The organism is Xenophilus azovorans DSM 13620, from assembly GCF_000745855.1.
GTDB classification, from domain to species: Bacteria; Pseudomonadota; Gammaproteobacteria; order Burkholderiales; family Burkholderiaceae_C; genus Xenophilus; species Xenophilus azovorans.
Map to the genome: position 1 here is coordinate 1 of NZ_JQKD01000046.1, position 20,084 is coordinate 20,084.

General features: G+C 71.8%; 19 protein-coding genes. 17 read left to right on the forward strand and 2 right to left on the reverse strand.

The annotated features are described in order from the left end of the window. From Q392_RS20860 to Q392_RS20890, 7 genes are all read left to right on the forward strand, one after another. Nucleotides 1-252: electron transfer flavoprotein subunit alpha/FixB family protein (locus Q392_RS20860; RefSeq protein WP_038211808.1), on the forward strand; the 252-nt coding region annotated here is incomplete at its 5' end. 103 nt (nt 253-355) lie between these two features. Then, nucleotides 356-2,146 (forward strand): acyl-CoA dehydrogenase, encoded by a 1,791-nt coding sequence (locus tag Q392_RS20865; protein WP_038211810.1) that lies wholly within the window; start codon nt 356-358, stop codon nt 2,144-2,146. 35 nt (nt 2,147-2,181) lie between these two features. Beyond that, nucleotides 2,182-3,144, forward strand: coding sequence for an NAD(P)H-dependent flavin oxidoreductase (locus Q392_RS20870; RefSeq protein ID WP_038211811.1), 963 nt, complete (start codon nt 2,182-2,184; stop codon nt 3,142-3,144). Nucleotides 3,145-3,229: 85 nt separating this feature from the next. Continuing rightward, nucleotides 3,230-4,525: a guanine deaminase gene (gene guaD, locus Q392_RS20875; RefSeq protein WP_038211812.1), complete on the forward strand. Its 1,296-nt coding sequence runs from the start codon at nt 3,230-3,232 to the stop codon at nt 4,523-4,525. Between the two features lie 64 nt (nt 4,526-4,589). Continuing rightward, entirely contained in the window at nt 4,590-5,162 is a 573-nt protein-coding gene (gene dcd / locus Q392_RS20880; RefSeq protein ID WP_038211814.1) for a dCTP deaminase, read from the forward strand. A 16-nt stretch (nt 5,163-5,178) separates the two neighbouring features. Then, nucleotides 5,179-6,045 (forward strand): KPN_02809 family neutral zinc metallopeptidase, encoded by an 867-nt coding sequence (gene ypfJ, locus Q392_RS20885; protein ID WP_038211816.1) that lies wholly within the window; start codon nt 5,179-5,181, stop codon nt 6,043-6,045. Nucleotides 6,046-6,202: 157 nt separating this feature from the next. Beyond that, complete coding sequence (locus tag Q392_RS20890) at nt 6,203-7,750, forward strand: DEAD/DEAH box helicase (protein ID WP_051953811.1); 1,548 nt, start codon at nt 6,203-6,205, stop codon at nt 7,748-7,750. 16 nt (nt 7,751-7,766) lie between these two features. Here the strand turns inward: Q392_RS20890 and Q392_RS20895 are convergent, their stop codons facing one another. Further along, nucleotides 7,767-8,609 carry a symmetrical bis(5'-nucleosyl)-tetraphosphatase gene (locus Q392_RS20895; RefSeq protein WP_038211817.1) on the reverse strand — a complete coding sequence of 281 codons (843 nt, stop codon included), beginning with the start codon at nt 8,607-8,609 and terminating at the stop codon, nt 7,767-7,769. 24 nt (nt 8,610-8,633) lie between these two features. On the opposite strand from Q392_RS20895, the gene Q392_RS20900 reads away from it, so the two are divergent. After that, entirely contained in the window at nt 8,634-9,944 is a 1,311-nt protein-coding gene (locus Q392_RS20900; protein ID WP_038211819.1) for a hemolysin family protein, read from the forward strand. Between the two features lie 3 nt (nt 9,945-9,947). Here the strand turns inward: Q392_RS20900 and Q392_RS20905 are convergent, their stop codons facing one another. After that, nucleotides 9,948-10,445 carry a thermonuclease family protein gene (locus Q392_RS20905; RefSeq protein ID WP_038211820.1) on the reverse strand — a complete coding sequence of 166 codons (498 nt, stop codon included), beginning with the start codon at nt 10,443-10,445 and terminating at the stop codon, nt 9,948-9,950. A gap of 126 nt (nt 10,446-10,571) precedes the next feature. On the opposite strand from Q392_RS20905, the gene Q392_RS20910 reads away from it, so the two are divergent. The 9 genes from Q392_RS20910 to Q392_RS20950 all read left to right on the forward strand — a co-directional run bounded on the left by Q392_RS20910 (nt 10,572) and on the right by Q392_RS20950 (nt 20,078). Continuing rightward, nucleotides 10,572-11,795 carry an aminotransferase class V-fold PLP-dependent enzyme gene (locus Q392_RS20910; RefSeq protein WP_038211821.1) on the forward strand — a complete coding sequence of 408 codons (1,224 nt, stop codon included), beginning with the start codon at nt 10,572-10,574 and terminating at the stop codon, nt 11,793-11,795. A gap of 176 nt (nt 11,796-11,971) precedes the next feature. Further along, a complete protein-coding gene (efeU, locus tag Q392_RS20915; protein ID WP_038211822.1) occupies nt 11,972-12,802 on the forward strand; it encodes an iron uptake transporter permease EfeU in 831 nt (276 codons plus the stop codon). 16 nt (nt 12,803-12,818) lie between these two features. Further along, nucleotides 12,819-14,009: an iron uptake system protein EfeO gene (efeO, locus tag Q392_RS20920; RefSeq protein WP_038211823.1), complete on the forward strand. Its 1,191-nt coding sequence runs from the start codon at nt 12,819-12,821 to the stop codon at nt 14,007-14,009. After that, a complete protein-coding gene (gene efeB, locus Q392_RS20925; RefSeq protein WP_038211825.1) occupies nt 14,006-15,334 on the forward strand; it encodes an iron uptake transporter deferrochelatase/peroxidase subunit in 1,329 nt (442 codons plus the stop codon). Before efeO (Q392_RS20920) ends, efeB begins: the two co-directional genes overlap by 4 nt. A gap of 16 nt (nt 15,335-15,350) precedes the next feature. Beyond that, complete coding sequence (gene efeO / locus Q392_RS20930; protein ID WP_342665630.1) at nt 15,351-16,214, forward strand: iron uptake system protein EfeO; 864 nt, start codon at nt 15,351-15,353, stop codon at nt 16,212-16,214. A 108-nt stretch (nt 16,215-16,322) separates the two neighbouring features. Next, entirely contained in the window at nt 16,323-16,619 is a 297-nt protein-coding gene (locus tag Q392_RS20935; protein ID WP_051953812.1) for a FeoA family protein, read from the forward strand. Nucleotides 16,620-16,626: 7 nt separating this feature from the next. Then, nucleotides 16,627-18,510 carry a ferrous iron transporter B gene (gene feoB / locus Q392_RS20940; RefSeq protein ID WP_038211876.1) on the forward strand — a complete coding sequence of 628 codons (1,884 nt, stop codon included), beginning with the start codon at nt 16,627-16,629 and terminating at the stop codon, nt 18,508-18,510. A 2-nt stretch (nt 18,511-18,512) separates the two neighbouring features. Beyond that, nucleotides 18,513-18,782, forward strand: coding sequence for a DUF6587 family protein (locus Q392_RS20945; RefSeq protein WP_051953813.1), 270 nt, complete (start codon nt 18,513-18,515; stop codon nt 18,780-18,782). A 99-nt stretch (nt 18,783-18,881) separates the two neighbouring features. Further along, nucleotides 18,882-20,078: an FAD-dependent monooxygenase gene (locus tag Q392_RS20950; protein WP_038211827.1), complete on the forward strand. Its 1,197-nt coding sequence runs from the start codon at nt 18,882-18,884 to the stop codon at nt 20,076-20,078. The last annotated feature ends 6 nt before the right edge of the window (nt 20,079-20,084 follow it).

Sequence of the window (20,084 nt, forward strand, 5' to 3'; positions counted from 1 at the left end):
AGCCGCGCGGCGGTGGATGCGGGCTACGCCCCCAATGACCTGCAGGTGGGTCAGACGGGCAAGATCGTGGCGCCGCAGCTGTACATCGCGGCGGGGATCTCGGGGGCGATCCAGCATCTGGCGGGGATGAAGGACTCGAAGGTGATCGTGGCGATCAACAAGGACCCGGAGGCGCCGATCTTCAGCGTGGCCGACTACGGGCTGGAGGCGGACCTGTTCGCCGCCGTGCCGGAGCTGGTCAAGGCGCTCTAAGGCCGCAGGCCAACCTCATCCGTATGGCATCCCGGGGCATCGTTCGCGATGCCCTTTTCACGTCCCATGTCCGCAGGCAGGCGGGCGACAGGAAGGAGACCCCATGAGCTACACCGCCCCCCTCAAGGACATGCTGTTCGACATCGAGCACCTGGCGCGCATCGACGAGATCGCGAAGCTGCCCGGCTTCGAGGACGCCGGCCTGGACACCGCCAAGGCCGTGCTGGAAGAGTGCGCGAAGTTCACGCAGGACGTGCTGGCGCCGCTGAACGTCAAGGGCGACCAGGAGCCCTCCGCCTTCCAGGCCGGCGAGGTGACGGCCACGCCCGGCTTCAAGGAGGCCTTCGCGCAGTACGCGGCCGGCGGCTGGCAGGGGCTGCAGCATCCGGCCGACTTCGGCGGCCAGGGCCTGCCCAAGCTGATCGGCGCGGCCTGCGGCGAGATGGTCAACAGCGCCAACCTCAGCTTCGCGCTGTGCCCGCTGCTGACCGACGGCGCCATCGAGGCGCTGCTCACCGCCGGCTCCGACGAACTGAAGGCGACCTACCTGGAGAAGCTGGTCAGCGGCGAGTGGACCGGCACCATGAACCTCACCGAGCCGCAAGCCGGCAGCGACCTGGCGCTGGTGCGCAGCCGCGCCGAGCCGCAGCCCGACGGCACCTACAAGGTCTTCGGCACCAAGATCTTCATCACCTACGGCGAGCACGACATGGCGCCGAACATCGTCCACCTGGTGCTGGCCCGCGTGGCCGGCGCGCCGGAGGGCGTGAAGGGCATCAGCCTGTTCGTGGTGCCGAAGTTCATGGTGAACGCGGACGGCAGCCTCGGCGCGCGCAACGACGTGCACTGCGTGAGCATCGAGCACAAGCTGGGCATCAAGGCCAGTCCCACCGCCGTGCTCCAGTACGGTGACAACGGCGGCGCCGTCGGCTACCTCGTCGGCGAGGAGAACCGCGGCCTGGAGTACATGTTCATCATGATGAACGCCGCCCGCTACGCCGTGGGCGTGCAGGGCATCGCGGTGGCCGAGCGGGCCTACCAGCACGCGGCGGCCTACGCCAAGGAGCGCGTGCAGAGCCGCCCGGTGGACGGCTCGGTGGCCGGCAGCGCCGCCATCGTCCACCACCCCGACGTGCGCCGCATGCTGATGACCATGCGCGCCCTCACCGAAGGCTGCCGCGCCATGGCGACCGTGGCCGCCGCCGCCTACGACGCCGCCCACCACCACCCGGACGCCGACGCGCGCAGGCAGAACCAGGCCTTCTACGAATTCCTGGTGCCGCTGGTCAAGGGCTACAGCACCGAGATGAGCATCGAGGCCACCTCGCTGGGCGTGCAGGTGCACGGCGGCATGGGCTTCATCGAGGAGACGGGGGCCGCCCAGTACTACCGCGACGCGCGCATCCTGCCGATCTACGAGGGCACCACCGCCATCCAGGCCAACGACCTGGTGGGCCGCAAGACGGCGCGCGACGGCGGGCAGACGGCGCTGGCCATCGCCGCGCAGATCGCCAAGACCGAAGCCGAGCTGGCCGCCGGCGGCAGCGCCGACGCGAAGGCCGTGGCGCAGCGCCTGGCCGCCGCGCGCGAGGCCTTCGCCGAGGTCGTGAAGTTCGTCGCCGGCGGCGCCAAGGGTTCGCCCAACGACGTCTTCGCCGGCAGCGTCCCCTACCTGCTGCTGGCCGGCAACCTGGTGGCAGGCTGGCAGCTGGCGCGCTCGCTGCTCGCGGCCGAGAAGCTGGCGGCGCAGGGCGAGGACGCGCCCTTCATGCAGGCCAAGATCGCCACCGCGCGTTTCTACGCCGACCACATCCTCACGCGCGTGCCCGGCCAGCGCGACGCCATCGTCGGCGGCGCCGCCAGCGTGATGGCGCTGCCGGTGGACGCCTTCTGACTTTTCCCCTCATCGCCATCCCGGAGACCCTGTCCATGTCCAGACTGCCCGGCGCGCTCGCGCACCTGCCGCTGCCCATCATCGGCTCGCCCCTGTTCATCATCAGCAACCCCAAGCTGGTGGTGGCGCAATGCAAGGCCGGCGTGGTCGGCTCCATGCCGGCGCTCAACGCCCGGCCGGCCGCGCAGCTCGACGAATGGCTGGCCGAAATCACCGAGGAACTGGCCGCGTACAACAAGGCCAACCCCGACAGGCCCGCCGCGCCCTTCGCCATCAACCAGATCGTGCACAAGAGCAACGACCGGCTCGAGCACGACATGGAGATGGTGGTCAAGTACAAGGTGCCGATCGTCATCACCTCGCTGGGCGCGCGCACCGACGTCAACGACGCGGTGCACAGCTACGGCGGCGTGACGCTGCACGACATCATCAACAACACCTTCGCGCAGAAGGCGATCGAGAAGGGCGCCGACGGCCTGATCGCGGTGGCGGCCGGCGCCGGCGGCCACGCGGGCACCAAGAGCCCCTTCGCGCTGGTGCAGGAGATCCGCCAGTGGTTCGACGGGCCACTGGCGCTGTCGGGCTCCATCGCCAACGGCGGCGCGGTGCTGGCGGCGCAGGCGATGGGGGCGGACTTCGCCTACATCGGCACCGCTTTCATCGCCACCGAGGAGGCGCGCGCCAGCGACGCCTACAAGCAGGCCATCGTCGACGGCACCTCGGACGACATCATCTATTCCAACCTCTTCACCGGCGTGCACGGCAATTACCTGGCGCCCAGCATCGTGGCGGCCGGCATGGACCCGGCCAACCTGCCCGAGGGGGACCTGAAGACCATGAACTTCGCCACCGGCGACGGCAGCAAGGCCAAGGCCTGGAAGGACATCTGGGGCTCGGGCCAGGGCATCGGCGCGATCCGCGAGGTGAGCAGCGCGCAGGCCTACATCGAGCGGCTCAAGAGCGAGTACGCCGAGGCCCGCCGGCGCCTGGCGCTCTGAGCGTCCTTCCGGCTGACCGTATGAAGGTCATACGGCGGCGCCGTATGACGCGGGCAGAGACCGGCGCTACGCTTGCCCCCGCACGATGAAAAAAGCCTACCGCGCCTCCCTGCTGCGCTTCGACGCCGCCGGCCAGCCCCTGTACGACGAGGACGGCCTGCTGGTCGTCGGCCCCGACCCGGACGGCGGCCAGCGCGTCATCGACGCCGGCCCCTTCGCGGCCGTCGCGTCGCGCCATGCCGACGCGCCCGTGACCCACTGGCCGGGCCGCATCATCGCGCCGGGCTTCATCGACATGCATGTCCATTTCCCGCAGACGGACATCATCGGCGCGCCGGCCGAGGGCCTGCTGCCCTGGCTGGAGAACTACACCTTCCCCACCGAGTCGCGCTTCGCCGAACCGGCGCACGCGGCCGAGGTGGCCGGTTTCTTCCTCGACGAGCTGCTGCGCAACGGCGTGACCACCGCGCTGGTCTTCGCTACCTCGCACCCGGCCTCGGTCGATGCCTTCTTCGAGGCGGCCCGCGGGCGGGCGCTGCGCATGATCGCCGGCAAGGTGCTGCAGGACCGCCACTCGCCCGACGGCGTGCGCGACGACACCGAGCAGAGCCTGATCGACACCGAGGCGCTGATCCGCCGCTGGCACGGCATCGGCCGGCTGGGCTATGCCATCACCCCGCGCTTCGCGCCCACCAGCACCGATGCGCAGCTGCGCGGCGCCGGCGAGCTGGCGGCGCGCTACGGCGACACCTGGATCCACACCCACGTGGCCGAGAACAAGGACGAGGTGCGCTGGGTGCGCGAGCTGTTCCCCGCCGCGCGCTCCTACCTCGACGTGTACGTCGGTTTCGGCCTGATGCGCCGGCGCGCCGTGTACGCGCACTGCATCCACTTCGACGACGCCGACCGGCAGCTGATGCGCGAGACCGGCGCCGCCGCGGCCGTCAGCCCCACCAGCAACCTGTTCCTGGGCAGCGGCTTCTTCGACTTCGAGGGCGCGCAGCGCGTCGGCTACCACCACGCGCTGGCCAGCGACGTGGGCGGCGGCACCAGCTTCAGCCCCTTCCACACCATGATGGCCGCCTACTACGTCGGCCGCGAGGGCCAGACCAAGCCGGGCCTGAGCCTGGCGCCCTCGCAGCTGTGGTGGCGCCACACCGGCGCGGCCGCCCAGGCGCTCGGCCTGGAGGGCGTGGTGGGCAACCTGCAGCCGGGCTGCGAGGCCGACTTCGTCGTGCTCAACCCGCAGGCCACGCCGCTGCTGGCGCGCAAGACGGCGCGGGCGCAGAGCCTGGAGGAACTGCTCTTCGCCATGATCGTGCTGGGCGACGACCGGCTGATCGAGCGCACGGTGGTGTCGCAGGCGCTGCTGCCGGCCTGAGCGGCCGCTGGCCGGCGCTGGGCGCGCCGGACCCTAGAATCCGCGCCTCACCCGGGAAGCGCACATGAGCATCAAGAGCGACAAATGGATCCGGCGCATGGCCGAGCAGCACGGCATGATCGAGCCCTTCGAGCCGGGGCAGATCCGCGCGCAGGACGGGCGCAAGCTCATCAGCTACGGCACCAGCAGCTACGGCTACGACATCCGCTGCGCGCCTGAATTCAAGGTCTTCACCAACATCCACAGCACGGTGGTGGACCCGAAGAACTTCGACGAGAAGAGCTTCGTGGACATGCACGGCGACCACTGCATCATCCCGCCCAACAGCTTCGCGCTGGCGCGCACGGTGGAGTACTTCCGCATCCCGCGCAACGTGCTGACCATCTGCCTGGGCAAGAGCACCTACGCACGCTGCGGCATCATCGTCAACGTCACCCCCTTCGAGCCCGAATGGGAGGGCTACGTGACGCTGGAGTTCAGCAACACCACGCCGCTGCCGGCCAAGATCTACGCGGGCGAGGGCTGTGCGCAGGTGCTGTTCTTCGAGAGCGATCCCGACGACGTCTGCGAGACGAGCTACAAGGACCGCGGCGGCAAGTACCAGGGCCAGCACGGGGTGACGCTGCCCAAGGCCTGAAAAAAGGAGGCGTGCCATGAAGTGGGAAGGCAACCGGCAGTCGGACAACGTGGAAGACCGCCGCAGCGGCGGCGGGGGCGGCTTCATCGGCGGGCGCTCCATCGGCATCGGTACGGTGGTGATCGCGCTGATCGGCTGGGGCGTGTTCGGCATCAACCCGCTGACCACCATCGGCGTGCTCTCCGGCGGCGGCGAGCCGCAGGTGCAGCAGCAGGGGCCGGCCTCCGCGCCGCCGGCCGGCGACCGGCAGGCCGCCTTCGTCTCCACGGTGCTGGCCTCCACCGAGGACGTGTGGGGCCAGATCTTCCGCCAGGGCGGGGCGCAGTACCGGGCGCCCAAGCTGGTGCTGTTTCGCGGCGCCACGCCCACCGCCTGCGGCACCGGGCAGAGCGCGATGGGGCCCTTCTACTGCCCCGGAGACCACAAGGTCTACCTGGACATGGGCTTCTTCGACACCATGAGCCGGCAGCTCGGCGCGCCCGGCGAGTTCGCCCGCGCCTACGTGATCGCCCACGAGGTGGGCCACCACGTGCAGGCGCTGCTGGGCACCACGGCTAAGATCGATTCGATGCGCGGGCGCGTCAGCCAGCGCGACCAGAACCAGCTCTCGGTGCGGCTGGAACTGCAGGCCGACTGCTACGCGGGGGTGTGGGCCAACCACTCGCAGCAAGCCCGCCAGTGGCTCGACCAGGGCGACATCGAGTCGGCCATCAACGCCGCCGAGCAGATCGGCGACGACACGCTCCAGCGTCAGCAGACCGGCACCGTGCGGCCCGACGCGTTCACCCACGGCTCCAGCGCCCAGCGCGTGCGCTGGTTCACGCAGGGCTTCAAGACCGGCAGCGTGCAGAGCTGCGACACCTTCGGCGCCCAGGCTCCGTAGGGGTTTTCGCCAGGGCTGCAGGGCGTTTCGTCGCCGGGCCGCCACAAGACGAAAGCATCCCCTCGGGGGGCGGGCAGATGCGAAGCGGTTGACCGAAGGGCCATTTTTGCGCCTTGTCACTGCCGCTTTTTGCGGCAGTGCGACAATCGAGGGCTTCATGAGTACCCTCTATTCCGACCTCGCGCTGGCGGAACCCCTCAAGCGCGCCGTAGCCGACATGGGCTACGAGAACATGACGCCGATCCAGGCACAGGCCATTCCGGTGGTGCTGGCAGGCCAGGACGTGATGGGCGCCGCCCAGACCGGCACGGGCAAGACGGCGGCCTTCTCGCTGCCGCTGCTGCAGCGCCTGCTCCAGCACGAGAACGCCTCCACCTCGCCCGCCCGGCACCCGGTGCGCGCGCTGGTGCTGCTGCCCACGCGCGAGTTGGCCGACCAGGTGGCCCAGCAGGTCAAGATGTACGCCAAGTACACCCAGTTGCGCAGCACGGTGGTCTTCGGCGGCATCGACATGAAGCCCCAGACGGCCGAACTGAAGAAAGGCGTGGAGGTGCTGGTGGCCACGCCGGGCCGCCTGCTGGACCACATCGAGGCCAAGAACGCCGTGCTCAACCAGGTCGAGTACGTGGTGCTGGACGAGGCCGACCGCATGCTGGACATCGGTTTCCTGCCCGACCTGCAGCGCATCCTCTCGTACCTGCCCAAGCAGCGCACCACGCTGCTGTTCTCCGCGACCTTCTCGCCCGAGATCAAGCGCCTGGCCGGCAGCTACCTGCAGAACCCCGTCACCATCGAGGTGGCGCGGCCGAACGAGACGGCCTCCACCGTCGAGCAGCATTTCTACAGCGTGCCCGAGGACGACAAGCGCCGCGCGCTCAAGCAGATCGTGCGCCAGCGCGGCATCACGCAGGCCTTCGTGTTCTGCAACAGCAAGCTGGGCACCGCACGCCTGGCCCGCACGCTGGAGCGCGATGGCCTGCGCTGCACCGCGCTGCACGGCGACAAGAGCCAGGACGAGCGCCTGAAGTCGCTGGCCGCCTTCAAGGCCGGCGAGGTGGATCTGCTGGTGGCCACCGACGTGGCCGCCCGCGGGCTGGACATCAAGGACGTGCCGGCGGTCTTCAACTACGACATCCCCTTCAACGCCGAGGACTACGTGCACCGCATCGGCCGCACGGGCCGCGCCGGCGCTTCGGGTCTGGCGGTGAGCTTCGCGGCCGGCGGCAACGACGTCCGGCTGGTGTCGGACATCGAGAAGCTGATCAAGAAGAAGATCGAGCTGGAGCCGCTGGAGTTCGAGGACGACCGCCCGCGCGGCCGCATCAACGACGGCCGCCGCCGCTGGCGCGAGGAGGGCGAGGCCGGCGACGCGCGCGATGCGCTGGACGCCGCGCCGCGCGGCGGCCGCGGCAGCGACGGCTACCGTGCGCCGCGTCCGCAGCACCGGGCGCCGGCCGCGCCGCGCGACCCCTTCTTCGACCAGCCCTACGAGCCGGGCGAGCGCGATGCCGCGCCGGCCTGGGAGGCCGCCGCCAAGGCCGCCGGCGCGCCGCTGCAGCGGCGCATGTCGACCAACATCCGCAGCCGGCGCAAGGTCGCGGCGCTGTTCAAGGCCAAGGTGGCCGAGCCGCAGGCGGACGATCCCGCCGCTGCTGCCTCGCCGGCCACGGCGCTCACCGAGCCGCAGGCCGCCGAGCAGGACTGACCCCTTCCTTCGGCCCTCAGCCGGGCTTCTGCGCCTGGGGGCAGTGCACCTGGATGCGTTCGCGGTCGGCCAGCGTGGCGCCGATGCGCACCGCCGTGAGGCAGCCGCCCCACACGCAGCCGGTGTCGGTGGCCAGCAGGTCGGGGCGCGAGACGTAGCCCAGGGTCGACCAGTGGCCGAAGGCGACGGTCGCGCCGGCGGTGCGTCGGCCGGGCACGTCGAACCACGGCAGGTGGCCGGCGGGCGGCTCGGCCGTCCCGTCCTTGGCCTCGAACTCCATCTCGCCCGCCGGCGTGCAGAAGCGCAGCCGGGTGAGGGCGTTGACGATGACGCGCAGCCGGGCGCTGCCGCGCAGGTCGTCCCGCCAGGCGGCGGGCGCATTGCCGTACATCTCGTGCAGGAAGGCGGCCAGCTGCGGGCCGCGCAGCACGGCCTCCAGCTCGCCGGCCAGCGCCAGCGTGTCCTGCACGGTCCATGAGGGCAGCACGCCGGCGTGCACCATCAGCAGGTCGCCGCCCCCCACGCGCCGGTGCAGCGCCATCGACTGGCGGCGCAGCCAGTCGAGCATCGCCTCGCGGTCGGGCGCGGCCAGCAGCGGCGCCAGCGTGTCGCGGCGCCCGGCCTTGCGCACGCCGTGCGCCACGCCCAGCAGGTGCAGGTCGTGGTTGCCCAGCAGGCACTGCGCGCTGCCGCCCAGGCGCATCGCGCGGCGCAGCACGGCGGCGGAGTCGGGGCCGCGGTTGACCAGGTCGCCCAGCAGCACCAGTTCGTCGCGGCTGGGCGAGAAGGCGATCTCGGCCAGCAGGCGGCCCAGGGCTTCGTCGCAGCCCTGCACGTCGCCGATCAGATAGAGTCCCATGCTTCGCATTCTCCTTTCCCCTCGATGGATGTCTTCCTGCTGGCCTTGCTGACAACGTGCAACGCGCTGTTCGCAATGTCCGAAATGGCCCTGTCCACCAGCCGCCGCGCCCGCCTGGCGGCGCTGGCCGAAACCGGCGATGCCGGCGCCGCCGCGGCGCTCAAGCTGATGGAGTCGCCGACCCAGTTCCTCTCGACGGTGCAGATCGGCATCACCTCCATCGGCATGCTCAGCGGCATCGTGGGCGAGGCGGCCTTTGCCGGCCCGCTGGGCGAATGGATGGTCGCGCAGGGCATGAGCGCCGGCGTGGCGAGCGTGGTGTCCACGGCGCTGGTGGTCAGCGCCATCACCTTCTTCACCATCATCTTCGGCGAGCTGGTGCCCAAGCGCATCGGCCAGCTCTACCCGGAGGCGGTGTCGCGCTGGGTCGCGCGGCCGATGAACGCGCTGGCCCGCGGGGCCAAGCCCTTCGTGTGGCTGCTGTCGGGCGCCACCGCAGCGACGCTGCGGCTGCTGCGCATCGACTCGAGCGCCGCGCGCGCGGTGACCGAGGAGGAGATCTCCGCCAGCCTGGAGGAGGGCGTGGACGCCGGCGTGATCGAGCGCCACGAGCACCAGATGGTGCGCAACGTGTTCCACCTGGACGAGCGCCGCCTGTCCTCGCTGATGGTGCCGCGTGCCGACATCGAGTGGATGGAGGCCGGCCTGACGGTGGCACAGGCGCTGGACAAGGTGGCCGAGGCGGCCAAGCTGAACCTGGTGCACTCGTGGTACCCGGTGTGCCGCGGCTCGCTGGACGACGTGGTGGGCGTGGTCGCGGTGGCGCAACTGCTGCAGCTCGGGCGCGACCATGCGGGCACGGTCAGCGGCGTGGCGCAGCCGGCCTCCTTCGTGCCCGAGACGCTCTCGGGCCTGGAGCTGCTGGAGCAGTTCCGCACCCGCGCCGGGCGGCTGGTCTTCGTGGTCGACGAGTACGGCGTGGTGCAGGGCCTGCTGACCCCGCGCGACCTGCTGGAGGCCATCACCGGCGAACTGCAGCCCGGCATGCCGGCCGATGCCTGGGCCACGCCGGGCGAGGACGGGAGCTGGGCGCTGGACGGCCTGATGCCGGTGTCCGAACTGCGCGCGCGCCTGGACATCCGCGAGCTGCCCGACGAGGAGCGCGGCCGCTACAACACGGTGGCCGGGCTGCTGATGGCCGTCTCCGGGCACCTGCCCGAGGTGGGCGAGCAGATCGAGGTGAGCGGGTGGCGCTTCGAGGTGCTGGCGCTGGAGGGGCGCCGCATCGACCGCGTGCTGGCGCGCCCGCTGCCGCAGGAGGACGCCGAGGCCTGAGTCTCAGCGCGGGCCGTGCACCGGCGGATGGCTGCGCCGCCACTGCCAGGGCGGCACCGCGCGGTCCGCGTCGCGCCAGAGGCCGCTGCCCGCGCGCTGCGCATCCTCCTGCGCCCGGGCGTAGCGGGCCTGGTCGGCCGGCGTCTGCGCGCCGGCATAGCGCTGGTACCACCAGGCCAGACCGCTTCGCACCTGTGCCAGTCCGACGTCCTCGGCCGGCCGCCCCGCCGAGGCGACGGTGCTCACCTTGCAGACCAGCCGCGCGTAGGCGTCGGTGTCCACGCAGTCCAGCCGCACCGTCCGGCGGTACACGGCCTGCCGCAGGGCCTGGCGGGCGCGGTTGCCGAAAGGCTGGCGGTATTCGGGCGCGTCGATGGCATGGATGCGCACGCTGCGCACGGCCGGCGGGCTGGCATCGGCGTCGGGGCATCGCACGCGCAGGCTGTCGCCGTCCTGGACGGCGATGACGGTGCACAGCAGGAGCAGGGGGGTGACGGGCATCGGGAATCGGCGGCGGCAGCAGCGGCGGCCGGGGCGCCCTACACTGGTGCGGCCCCGGCGGGCCCGCGAGTATCGGCGAGCCGCCGCACCGACTTTCCTTCCCCTTCCAGTACACGGAGACAGCCCATGCCCGGCCTTCTGCCCGACATCGACCCCGACGGCCTCCTCGAGTTCTCGGTGGTCTACACCGACCGCGCGCTCAACCACATGTCCAAGCGCTTCACCGGCGTGGTGCAGGACATCCTGGGCATGCTCAAGGAGGTCTACCACGCGCACACGGCGGTGCTGGTGCCGGGCAGCGGCACCTTCGGCATGGAGGCGGTGGCGCGCCAGTTCGCCAACCGCGAGAAGGTGCTGATCGTGCGCAACGGCTGGTTCAGCTACCGCTGGAGCCAGATCTTCGACGCCGGCGGATTGGGTCTGCCCCCAGGGCAGGGCGATGCCCTGCCCGGCCCCCAAGGGGCGCAAGGAAGCTCGGGGCGGCCCAGCGCTTCCTCGGGCGGCGGCGCCGTGGTCTGCAAGGCCCGGCCCCAGGGCGAAGGCCCGCAGGCGCCCTGGGCGCCGTGCCCGGCCGAGGAGGTGGCCGCCGCCATCCGCGCCGAGAAGCCCAAGGTCGTGTTCGCGCCGCACGTCGAGACGGCCAGCGGCATCCTGCTGCCCGACGACTACCTGCGCACCGTGAGCGCCGCCGCGCACGAGGTGGGCGCGCTGTTCGTGCTGGACTGCGTGGCCTCCGGCGCCGTGTGGGTGGACATGCAGGCCACCGGCGTGGACGTGCTCATCAGCGCGCCGCAGAAGGGCTGGAGCAGCTCGCCCTGCTGCGCCATGGTGATGCTGAGCGAGCGCGCCCGCGAGGCCATCGAGGGCACGACCAGCAGCAGCTTCTCGTGCGACCTGAAGAAGTGGATGCAGATCGCCGAGGGCTACGAGAAGGGCCAGCACGCCTACCACACGACGATGCCCACCGACGCGCTGGTGCGCCTGCGCGACGTGATGCGCGAGACGCGCGACTGGGGCTTTGCCACGGCCAAGGCGGCGCAGGAGGAACTGGGCGCCAAGGTGCGCGCGCTGCTCGAGTCGCGCGGCTTTCCCAGCGTGGCGGCCGAGGGCTTCAAGGCGCCCGGCGTGGTGGTCAGCTACACGCTGGACCCGGACATCCAGAGCGCGAAGAAGTTCATCGAGGCGGGCCTGCAGACCGCCTCCGGCGTGCCGCTGCAGTGCGGCGAGGGGCCAGACTTCCGCACCTTCCGCATCGGCCTGTTCGGGCTGGAGAAGTGGCGCCACGTCGACCGCACGGTCGGCCACCTGGCAGCGGCGCTGGACAGGGTGGCGCCGCGGCACGCCGCCTGACGCGCCGCCCGCCGGCATCCCCGCGCCGCAGGGCGGCCACACCCATCCTTGCGGTGGGTCAAATTTGAAGATGAGAATCGATCTTATTTGATCGGGTATGCTCGGGGTTTCCCCTCGATCGGCGGGGTGCGCGTTCCGCGCACCGGCCGCGGGGGGTTGCCTTTTGTGCCGTCCCGATGCTCGTTCCCTTTCTCATCATGCTGCGCGAAGGCATCGAAGCCGCGCTCATCGTCGGCATCGTTGCCAGCTACCTCCAGCAGACCGGCCGCGGCCGCCTGATGCCCGCCGTGTGGGTGGGCGTGCTGCTGGCGGCGGCGCTGTCGCTGTTCGCCGGCGCCGGCCTGCAGCTCATGGCGGCCGAGTTCCCGCAGAAGGAGCAGGAGCTGTTCGAGGGCGTGGTGGGCCTGATCGCGGTGGTGCTGCTCACCTCCATGGTGTTCTGGATGCGCAAGGCGGCGCGCAGCATCAAGGGCGAGCTGCAGGCCGGTGTCGACAAGGCGCTGGGCCATGCCGACGGCCAGGGCTGGGCGCTGATCGGCGTGGTCTTCCTCGCCGTGGCGCGCGAGGGCCTGGAGTCGGTGTTCTTCCTGCTGGCCATCTTCCAGCAGAGCACCGGATGGGAGGCGCCGGTGGGTGCGCTGGCCGGCATCGCCGTCTCGGTGGTGGTCGGCTGGGGCCTCTATTCGGGCGGCGTGCGGTTGAACCTGCGGCGCTTCTTCCGCCTGACGGGCCTGTTCATCCTGCTGGTGGCCGCCGGGCTGCTGGCCGGCGTGCTGCGCAAGTTCCACGAGGCGGGCCTGTGGAACCACCTGCAGCAGGTGGTGTTCGACATGAGCGCCACGCTGCCCATGGACAGCCCGCTGGGCGCCGTGCTCTCCGGCCTGCTGGGCTACCAGGCGGCGCCGGTGGTGGGCGAGGTGATCGTCTACCTCGCCTTCCTGGCCGTCGCCCTTTTCTTCTTCCTGCGCCCCGCGGCGCCTGCGCCGGTGGCCGCCGCGGCCCGCTGAGTCTTTCCTTCCCCCGATGTCCGATCCCTCCAAGAAATCCTCCGCCGCGATGCGCGCGGCCGTCGCCGGCTCGGCGCTGCTGGTGGTGGCCGGCCTGGCCGCCTTCTGGTGGGCCGCCGGCGTGGCGCGCAAGGCGCCGCCCAAGGCGGCCGACAACGCGGTCACCGTCACCATCCAGGGCAACGTGTGCGAGCCCAACGAGATCACCGTGCCGGCCGGCCGCACCACCTTCACCATCGTCAACAACTCCAAGCGCGCGCTGGAGTGGGAGATCCTGGACGGCGTGATGGTGGTGGAGGAGCGCGAGAACATCGCGCCGGGCTTCTCGCAGACCATGACGGTGAAGCTGCAGCCGGGCGAGTTCGACATCACCTGCGGCCTCCTGAGCAACCCGCGCGGCAAGCTGCGCGTCACGCCATCGGCCGCCTCCGAGGCCGAGGCGGCGCGGCCCTCGCTGGTGGCCTACGTCGGGCCGCTGGCCGAGTACCGCGTCTTCCTCGCGCTGGAGGCCGGCACCCTGCAGGACGCCGTGCAGGCCCTGGCCGACGCGATCCAGGCCGGCGACCTGAAGCAGGCCCGGGCCCTCTACGCGCCGGCCCACCAGGCCTACAAGCGCGTGGAGCCGATGGCCGAGCTGTTCGCCGACCTCGACCAGCGCCTGAACGCCCGCGCCGACTACTTCGAGAAGCGCGAGGCCGACCCGGCCTTCACCGGCTTCCACCGCATCGAGTGGGGCCTGTTCGGCGCCGGCCAGGGCGACCTGAAGGCGCTGACACCGGCGGCCGGCCAGCTCGTGGCCGACGTCGGCCAGCTCAGGGAGCGGCTGCGCGGCCTGGACATCCCGCCCGAGCGCATGGCCAGCGCCGCCGCCAAACTGCTGCGCCGCGTGGCCGACAACCTGCCCGCCGGCGGCGAGGACCGCTACGGCCCCGCCGAGGCGGCCAGCCTGCAGGGCACGCTGGAGGGCACGAAGAAGCTGGCCGACCTGCTCTCGCCGCTGCTGGCCAAGGCGGCGCCCGACCTGGAGCAGGCCGTCGGGCAGCGCTTCGCCGCCTTCTCCGCCGCCCTCGACCCCTACCGCGACGGCGAGGGCTTCAAGCCCGCGCCGCTGGACGACGCGCAGCGCCGGGCCATCGCCGAGCCGGTGCGTGCCCTGGTCGACGACCTCGGCAAGGTGAATGCCGCGCTGGGACTGGAGCAGCCATGAACGACAACAACGACAAGAACGCCCCCGCATCCTCCGAACGCCGCCGCGTGCTGGGCGCCGCCGGCGCCGCGCTGGCAGGGCTGGCCGCGGCCGGCCGCGCCGCCGCGGCGCCGCCGGCCGGCCCGGCCGAAGGGCCCGGCCCCGGCGCGCAGGTCACCGACGCGCCGCTGAGCACCCACACGCAGGACCGTGTGCCCTTCCTCGGCGCGCACCAGGCCGGCATCGTCACGCCGCGGCCGAGCCACGGCATGGTCGCCTCCTTCTTCGTGCTGGCCGAGCACCGCAAGGACCTGAAGCGCCTGTTCCACGTGCTCACCGAGCGCATCGCCTTCCTCACCCAGGGCGGCAAGGAGCCCGAGCTGGACCCGAAGCTGCCGCCGCCCAGCTCCGGCCTGCTGGGGCCGGTGGTGCAGCCGGACGCGCTCACCGTCACCGTCTCGCTGGGCGCTTCGATGTTCGACGACGAGCGCTACGGGCTGGCCCGGCTCAGGCCGAAGCACCTGCTGCAGATGAAGGCGCATCCCAACGACGCGCTGGACGCCGCGCTGTGCCACGGCGACCTGTCGATCCAGTTCTGCGCCAACACGCCCGACACCAACATCCACGCCCTGCGCGACATCATCAAGAACACGCCCGACCTGCTCATCCTGCACTGGAAGCAGGAAGGCAGCGTGCCGCCCATCCCGGCGGTGCCCGGCCAGCCGGCGGAGAGCGCGCGCAACTTCCTGGGCTTTCGCGACGGCTCGGCCAACCCGGATGCCGGCGACGCGAAGCTGATGGAGCAGATCGTCTGGGTCGGCCCGCAGGACGGCGAGCCGGCCTGGGCGGTCGGCGGCAGCTACCAGGCGGTGCGCATCATCCGCAACTTCGTCGAGCGATGGGACCGCACGCCGCTGCAGGAGCAGGAGGCGATCTTCGGCCGCCTCAAGGCCAGCGGCGCGCCGCTGGAAGGCGGCCGCACCGAGCACGACGTGCCCGACTACCGCAAGGACCCGGAAGGCAAGGTCACGCCGCTGGACGCGCACATCCGCCTGGCGAACCCGCGCACCGCCGCGTCGCAGGCCAACCTGATCCTGCGCCGGCCCTTCAACTACTCCAACGGCGTGACCAAGTCCGGCCAGCTCGAGATGGGCCTGCTGTTCATCTGCTACCAGGCCGACCTGGAGAAGGGCTTCATCACGGTGCAGAAGCGCCTCGACGGCGAGCCGCTGGAGGAATACATCAAGCCCGTCGGCGGCGGCTTCTTCTTCACCCTGCCCGGCGTGCGCGATGCGCGCGACTGGCTCGGCCGCCCGCTGATCGAGGCTGCCGCCCGCCTGGCCTGATCTTTCCGCTTCCAACATACAACACGCCAAAAAAAGGAACGTCATGACCGAACCCATCCGCCGCCGCTTTCTCGCCGCCCTGGTCGCCGGTGCCGCCGGCCTGGCCGCCGCCGGTGCGCAGGCCGCCGTCTCGCCGCAGGAACTGGTCGGCCCCCTCGCCGACTACAAGCTGTACGTGATCGAGAACGTGCGCAAGCTGGCGGCCGACACCCGCGTCTTCGTCGCCGCCGTGAAGGCCGGCGACGTCGAGAAGGCCAAGGCGCTCTACGCGCCCACCCGCACCAGCTACGAGAAGATCGAGCCCGTGGCCGAGCTCTTCAGCGACATGGACAGCGCCATCGACTCGCGCGCCGACGACCACGAGAAGGCCGAGAAGGACCCGGCCTTCGGCGGCTTCCACCGCATCGAGTACGCGCTGTGGACGCAGAAGAGCACCAGGGAGGTCGGCAAGGTGGCCGACAAGCTGCTGGCCGACGTGCTGGAGTTGCAGAAGCGCCTGGGCGCGCTGACCTTCCCGCCCGAGAAAGTGGTGGGCGGCGCCGCGGTGCTGATGGAGGAGGTGGCCGCCACCAAGATCTCCGGCGAGGAGAACCGCTACAGCCACACCGACCTGTGGGACTTCCAGGCCAACTTCGAGGGCGCCTACAAGATCGTGGAGCTGCTGCGTCCGCTGGTCGTGAAGGAGAACAAGGCCTTCTCGGACAAGACCGACGCCAACTTCAAGACCGTGTTCGACACGCTGGCCAAGTACCGCACGGCCGATGGCGGCTTCGAGACCTACGCCAAGCTGACCGAGCGCGACCGCAAGCTGCTGGCCGGCCGCGTCAACACGCTGGCGGAGGACCTGTCCAAGCTGCGGGGCATGCTGGGCCTGAACTGAGCCTGACGCCCGCATGGCGGGGCCGGGCGGCCTCGCCGTCGCGAGTGCGAATTGCTAGCATTCGGTTTTCATCGAGGCGCTCCCGCTGCAGGGGAGCGGACGTCCCACGTGCCACACATCGAACCGGGTGCCGGCGCCGCGCCGACCACGCTGCGCCTGGACCAGCTCCCCGACCGCCAATGGGCGACCGTCCTGGACGTCGCCCGCAGCGCGGCCCCCCAGGACCAGGACCTCGTCCTTCGCCTCACCGAGATCGGCTTCGTGCCCGGCGAGGCGGTGCGCATCGTGGCCAGCGGCGTGCCGGGCCGCGAGCCGCTGGCGGTGCGCCTGGGCCACACCACCTTCGCGCTGCGCCGGCACGAGGCGGCGCTGATCCACGTGGTGCCGGAGCACGGGCGTGACTGAGGCGGTGCTGAACTTCCGGCCCGCCGCCGCGGCGGTGCCGCCGGCGCGCATCGCGCTGCTGGGCAACCCCAACTGCGGCAAGACGGCGCTGTTCAACCTGCTGACCGGCAGCCGCCAGAAGGTGGCCAACTACGCCGGCGTCACCGTCGAGCGCAAGGAGGGCGAGCTGCGCACCCCGGCCGGCCGGCGCGTGGCGGTGCTGGACCTGCCGGGCGCCTACAGTCTCAACCCGCTCTCGGCCGACGAGGCGGTGACGCGCGACGTGGTCACCGGCCGGCGCGAGGAGCCGCTGCCCGACCTGCTGGTGTGCGTGACCGACGCCACCAACCTGCGGCTGAACCTGCGCCTGGTGCTGGAGGCGCGCAAGCTCGGCCTGCCGATGGTGGTGGCGCTGAACATGACCGACATGGCGAAGCGCCAGGGCATCGAGATCGATGCCGCGGTGCTCTCGCGCGAGCTGGGCGTGCCGGTGATCCCCACCGTGGGCGTGCAGCGCGGCGGCGCCCAGGCGCTGCTGGCCGCGCTCGACGCGCCGGTGCCGCCGGCCGCGCCGGTGCCGTGGGAGGCGCCGGCGCTGGACGAGGTGCTGGACACCCAGCGCGAGGTGCGCCGCATCCTCTCGCTGGCGGTGCGCGAGCCGGCCGGCAGCCTGGCGGCCAGCGACCGCATCGACCGCGTGGTGCTGCATCCGGTGTGGGGCCTGGTGGTGCTGGCGCTGGTGCTCTTCCTCATGTTCCAGGCCGTGTTCAGCTGGGCGGAGGTGCCGATGGGCGCCATCGAGGCCGCCACCGCCGCGGTCGGCGAAGGCGTCAAGGCGCTGGTGCCCGAGGGGCCGCTGCAGAGCCTGCTGGTGGACGGCGTCATCGCCGGCGTGGGCGGCGTGGTCGTCTTCCTGCCGCAGATCCTGATCCTGTTCCTGTTCATCCTGGCGCTGGAGGATTCGGGCTACCTGCCGCGCGCGGCCTTCCTGCTCGACCGGGTGATGGGCACGGTGGGGCTGTCGGGCCGCTCGTTCATCCCGCTGCTGTCCAGCTTCGCCTGCGCCATCCCCGGCATCATGGCCACGCGCACCATCAGCAACTGGCGCGACCGGCTCACGACCATCATGATCGCGCCGCTGATGACCTGCTCGGCCCGCCTGCCGGTGTATGCGCTGCTGATCGCCGCCTTCATCCCGCAGCGCCGGGTGGCGGGCCTCGTCAACCTGCAGGGCCTGGTGCTGTTCGGCCTGTACCTGTTCGGCATCGTCTCGGCGATGGCGGTGGCCTGGGTGATGAAGCGCTTGCGCACGCAGCAGGGCCACTCGCCGCTGATGATGGAGCTGCCCGCCTACCGCTGGCCCAACCTGCGCAACCTGCTGCTCGGGCTGTGGGAGCGCGCCTGGATCTTCCTGCAGCGCGTGGGCACCATCATCCTCACGCTGACCATCCTGCTGTGGTTCCTTTCCAGCTTCCCGTCGCCGCCCGAGGGCGCCACGGGCCCGGCCATCCAGTACAGCCTGGCCGGCATGCTGGGGCGCGGGCTGGAGCACGTCTTCGCGCCGATCGGCTTCAACTGGCAGATCATCATCGCGCTGGTGCCCGGCATGGCCGCGCGCGAGGTGGCGGTGAGCGCGCTGGGCACGGTGTACGCGCTCTCGGCCTCGGGCGACGATGCGATGGCGGGCGCGCTGGCGCCGCTGATCGCCGGGAGCTGGTCGTTGGCCACGGCGCTGTCGCTCTTGGTGTGGTACGTGTTCGCGCCGCAGTGCCTGTCCACGCTGGCGACCGTGAAGCGCGAGACGGCCTCGTGGCGGTACGTGTTCATCATGGCCGCCTACCTGTTCGCCTTGGCCTACGCGGCCTGCTTCGTCACGTACCGGGTGGCGCTGGCCTTCACTTCCGGGGGGTGAGCATGACGCAGAACCTCATCGTCTTCGCCATCGTGGCCGTGGCCGCGGTGTACGCCGTGTGGCGGTGGATGCCGGCCGCGTGGCGCCGCGGCGCCGCGCGCCGGCTGGCGGCCGGCTCGCAGCGCGCCGGGCTGGTGGACGCACAACAGGCCGAGCGCATGGCCGCCTCGCTGGCGAAGACTTCCGGCTGCGGCGACTGCGACAGCTGCGGGAGCTGCGCCGCGCCTCCCGCCGGGGCGCAGGAAAAGAACACCGGCCTGCCCCGGCACTGAGCGCAGCGCGCAGCGGAGCGGGCATCATTCCGGCATGAGCATCCGTCCGGCCGTTCCGAAGGGGGCTCGCACCGCAGTGCGAAGCACGGAGGTTATCCAGTGAGCTTGCAGATCCTCGTCGCCGGCGCCGGCATCGGCGGGCTGGCTGCCGCCCTGGCGCTGGCGCGCAAGGGGCATCGCGTCGAGGTGCTGGAGCAGGCGGCCGCCTTCGGCGAGGTCGGCGCCGGCATCCAGCTCGGCCCCAATGTCACGCGGCGGTTGCATGCCCTCGGCCTGGCGCCGGGCCTGGCGAGCATCGCCGCCCGCCCGGCGATGCTGTGCGTGCGCGGCGCGCACGACGGCCGCGAGCTGGCGCGCCTGCCCTTCGGCGAGGCGGGCGAGCGGCGCTACGGCGCGCCCTACCTGTGCGTGCACCGCGCCGACCTGCACGGCCTGTTGCTGGACACCCTGAGGCACGCCGATGGCCCGGCTTCTGCGGTGACGCTCAACACGAATGCCCGGGTGCGCCTCGTCTCGCTGCGCGGCGGCGAGGCGGTGGGCGTGGAAAGCGCCGACGCCCGCGCCTGGGAGGGCGATGCGCTGGTCGGCGCCGACGGCCTGTGGAGCCGCGTGCGCGCCGAGGTGGTGGAGGACGACCCGCCGCCGCGGTCGACGGGCCACACGGCCTGGCGCGCGCTGGTGCCGCAGCGCGACCTGCCCGGGCGCCTGCGCAGCGACCGCGTCGACGTGTGGCTCGGCGCACGCCTGCACGCTGTGGCCTATCCGGTGCGCGGCGGCGACTGGCTCAACGTGGTGGTGCTGGCGGAAGCCCCGCCGCCCCCGGGCGACGCCCGGGACTGGGACCAGGCCGCCAGCCTCGCCTCGCTGCAGCAGGCCACCGGCCGCGTGGGTGCCGGCCTGCAGGCGCTGCTGGAGGCCGTGCCCGGCTGGCGCGCCTGGCGTCTGCACGACCGCGACCCGCTGGCCGGTCCGCAGGCGATGGCGCGCGAGCGCATCGCGCTGCTGGGCGATGCCGCGCATCCGATGCTGCCCTACCTGGCGCAGGGCGCCGGCATGGCGATCGAGGACGCGGCGGCCCTCGCCGAGGTGCTGGCCGATGCCGATGGGGAGGCGGTGCCGGCCGCGCTGGCGCGCTACGCGCAGGCGCGCTGGGAGCGCAATGCGCAGGTGCAGGCGCGCGCGCGGCGCAACGGCCGCATCTTCCACGCCACCGGGGCGCTGCGGCTGGGGCGCGACATGGCGCTGCGCGTCGGCGGCGCGAGGGTGCTGGACGTGCCCTGGCTGTACGCCGGCTGAAGCGAG

What these genes read in the sequence shown, in the direction of transcription:
- Q392_RS20865 (WP_038211810.1), top strand. Translation starts at nt 356, where the DNA reads ATGAGCTACACCGCCCCCCTCAAGGACATGCTGTTCGACATCGAGCAC.
- Q392_RS20870 (WP_038211811.1), top strand. Translation starts at nt 2,182, where the DNA reads ATGTCCAGACTGCCCGGCGCGCTCGCGCACCTGCCGCTGCCCATCATC.
- guaD (WP_038211812.1), top strand. Translation starts at nt 3,230, where the DNA reads ATGAAAAAAGCCTACCGCGCCTCCCTGCTGCGCTTCGACGCCGCCGGC.
- dcd (WP_038211814.1), top strand. Translation starts at nt 4,590, where the DNA reads ATGAGCATCAAGAGCGACAAATGGATCCGGCGCATGGCCGAGCAGCAC.
- ypfJ (WP_038211816.1), top strand. Translation starts at nt 5,179, where the DNA reads ATGAAGTGGGAAGGCAACCGGCAGTCGGACAACGTGGAAGACCGCCGC.
- Q392_RS20890 (WP_051953811.1), top strand. Translation starts at nt 6,203, where the DNA reads ATGAGTACCCTCTATTCCGACCTCGCGCTGGCGGAACCCCTCAAGCGC.
- Q392_RS20895 (WP_038211817.1), bottom strand. Translation starts at nt 8,609, where the DNA reads ATGGGACTCTATCTGATCGGCGACGTGCAGGGCTGCGACGAAGCCCTG.
- Q392_RS20900 (WP_038211819.1), top strand. Translation starts at nt 8,634, where the DNA reads ATGGATGTCTTCCTGCTGGCCTTGCTGACAACGTGCAACGCGCTGTTC.
- Q392_RS20905 (WP_038211820.1), bottom strand. Translation starts at nt 10,445, where the DNA reads ATGCCCGTCACCCCCCTGCTCCTGCTGTGCACCGTCATCGCCGTCCAG.
- Q392_RS20910 (WP_038211821.1), top strand. Translation starts at nt 10,572, where the DNA reads ATGCCCGGCCTTCTGCCCGACATCGACCCCGACGGCCTCCTCGAGTTC.
- efeU (WP_038211822.1), top strand. Translation starts at nt 11,972, where the DNA reads ATGCTCGTTCCCTTTCTCATCATGCTGCGCGAAGGCATCGAAGCCGCG.
- efeO (WP_038211823.1), top strand. Translation starts at nt 12,819, where the DNA reads ATGTCCGATCCCTCCAAGAAATCCTCCGCCGCGATGCGCGCGGCCGTC.
- efeB (WP_038211825.1), top strand. Translation starts at nt 14,006, where the DNA reads ATGAACGACAACAACGACAAGAACGCCCCCGCATCCTCCGAACGCCGC.
- Q392_RS20945 (WP_051953813.1), top strand. Translation starts at nt 18,513, where the DNA reads ATGACGCAGAACCTCATCGTCTTCGCCATCGTGGCCGTGGCCGCGGTG.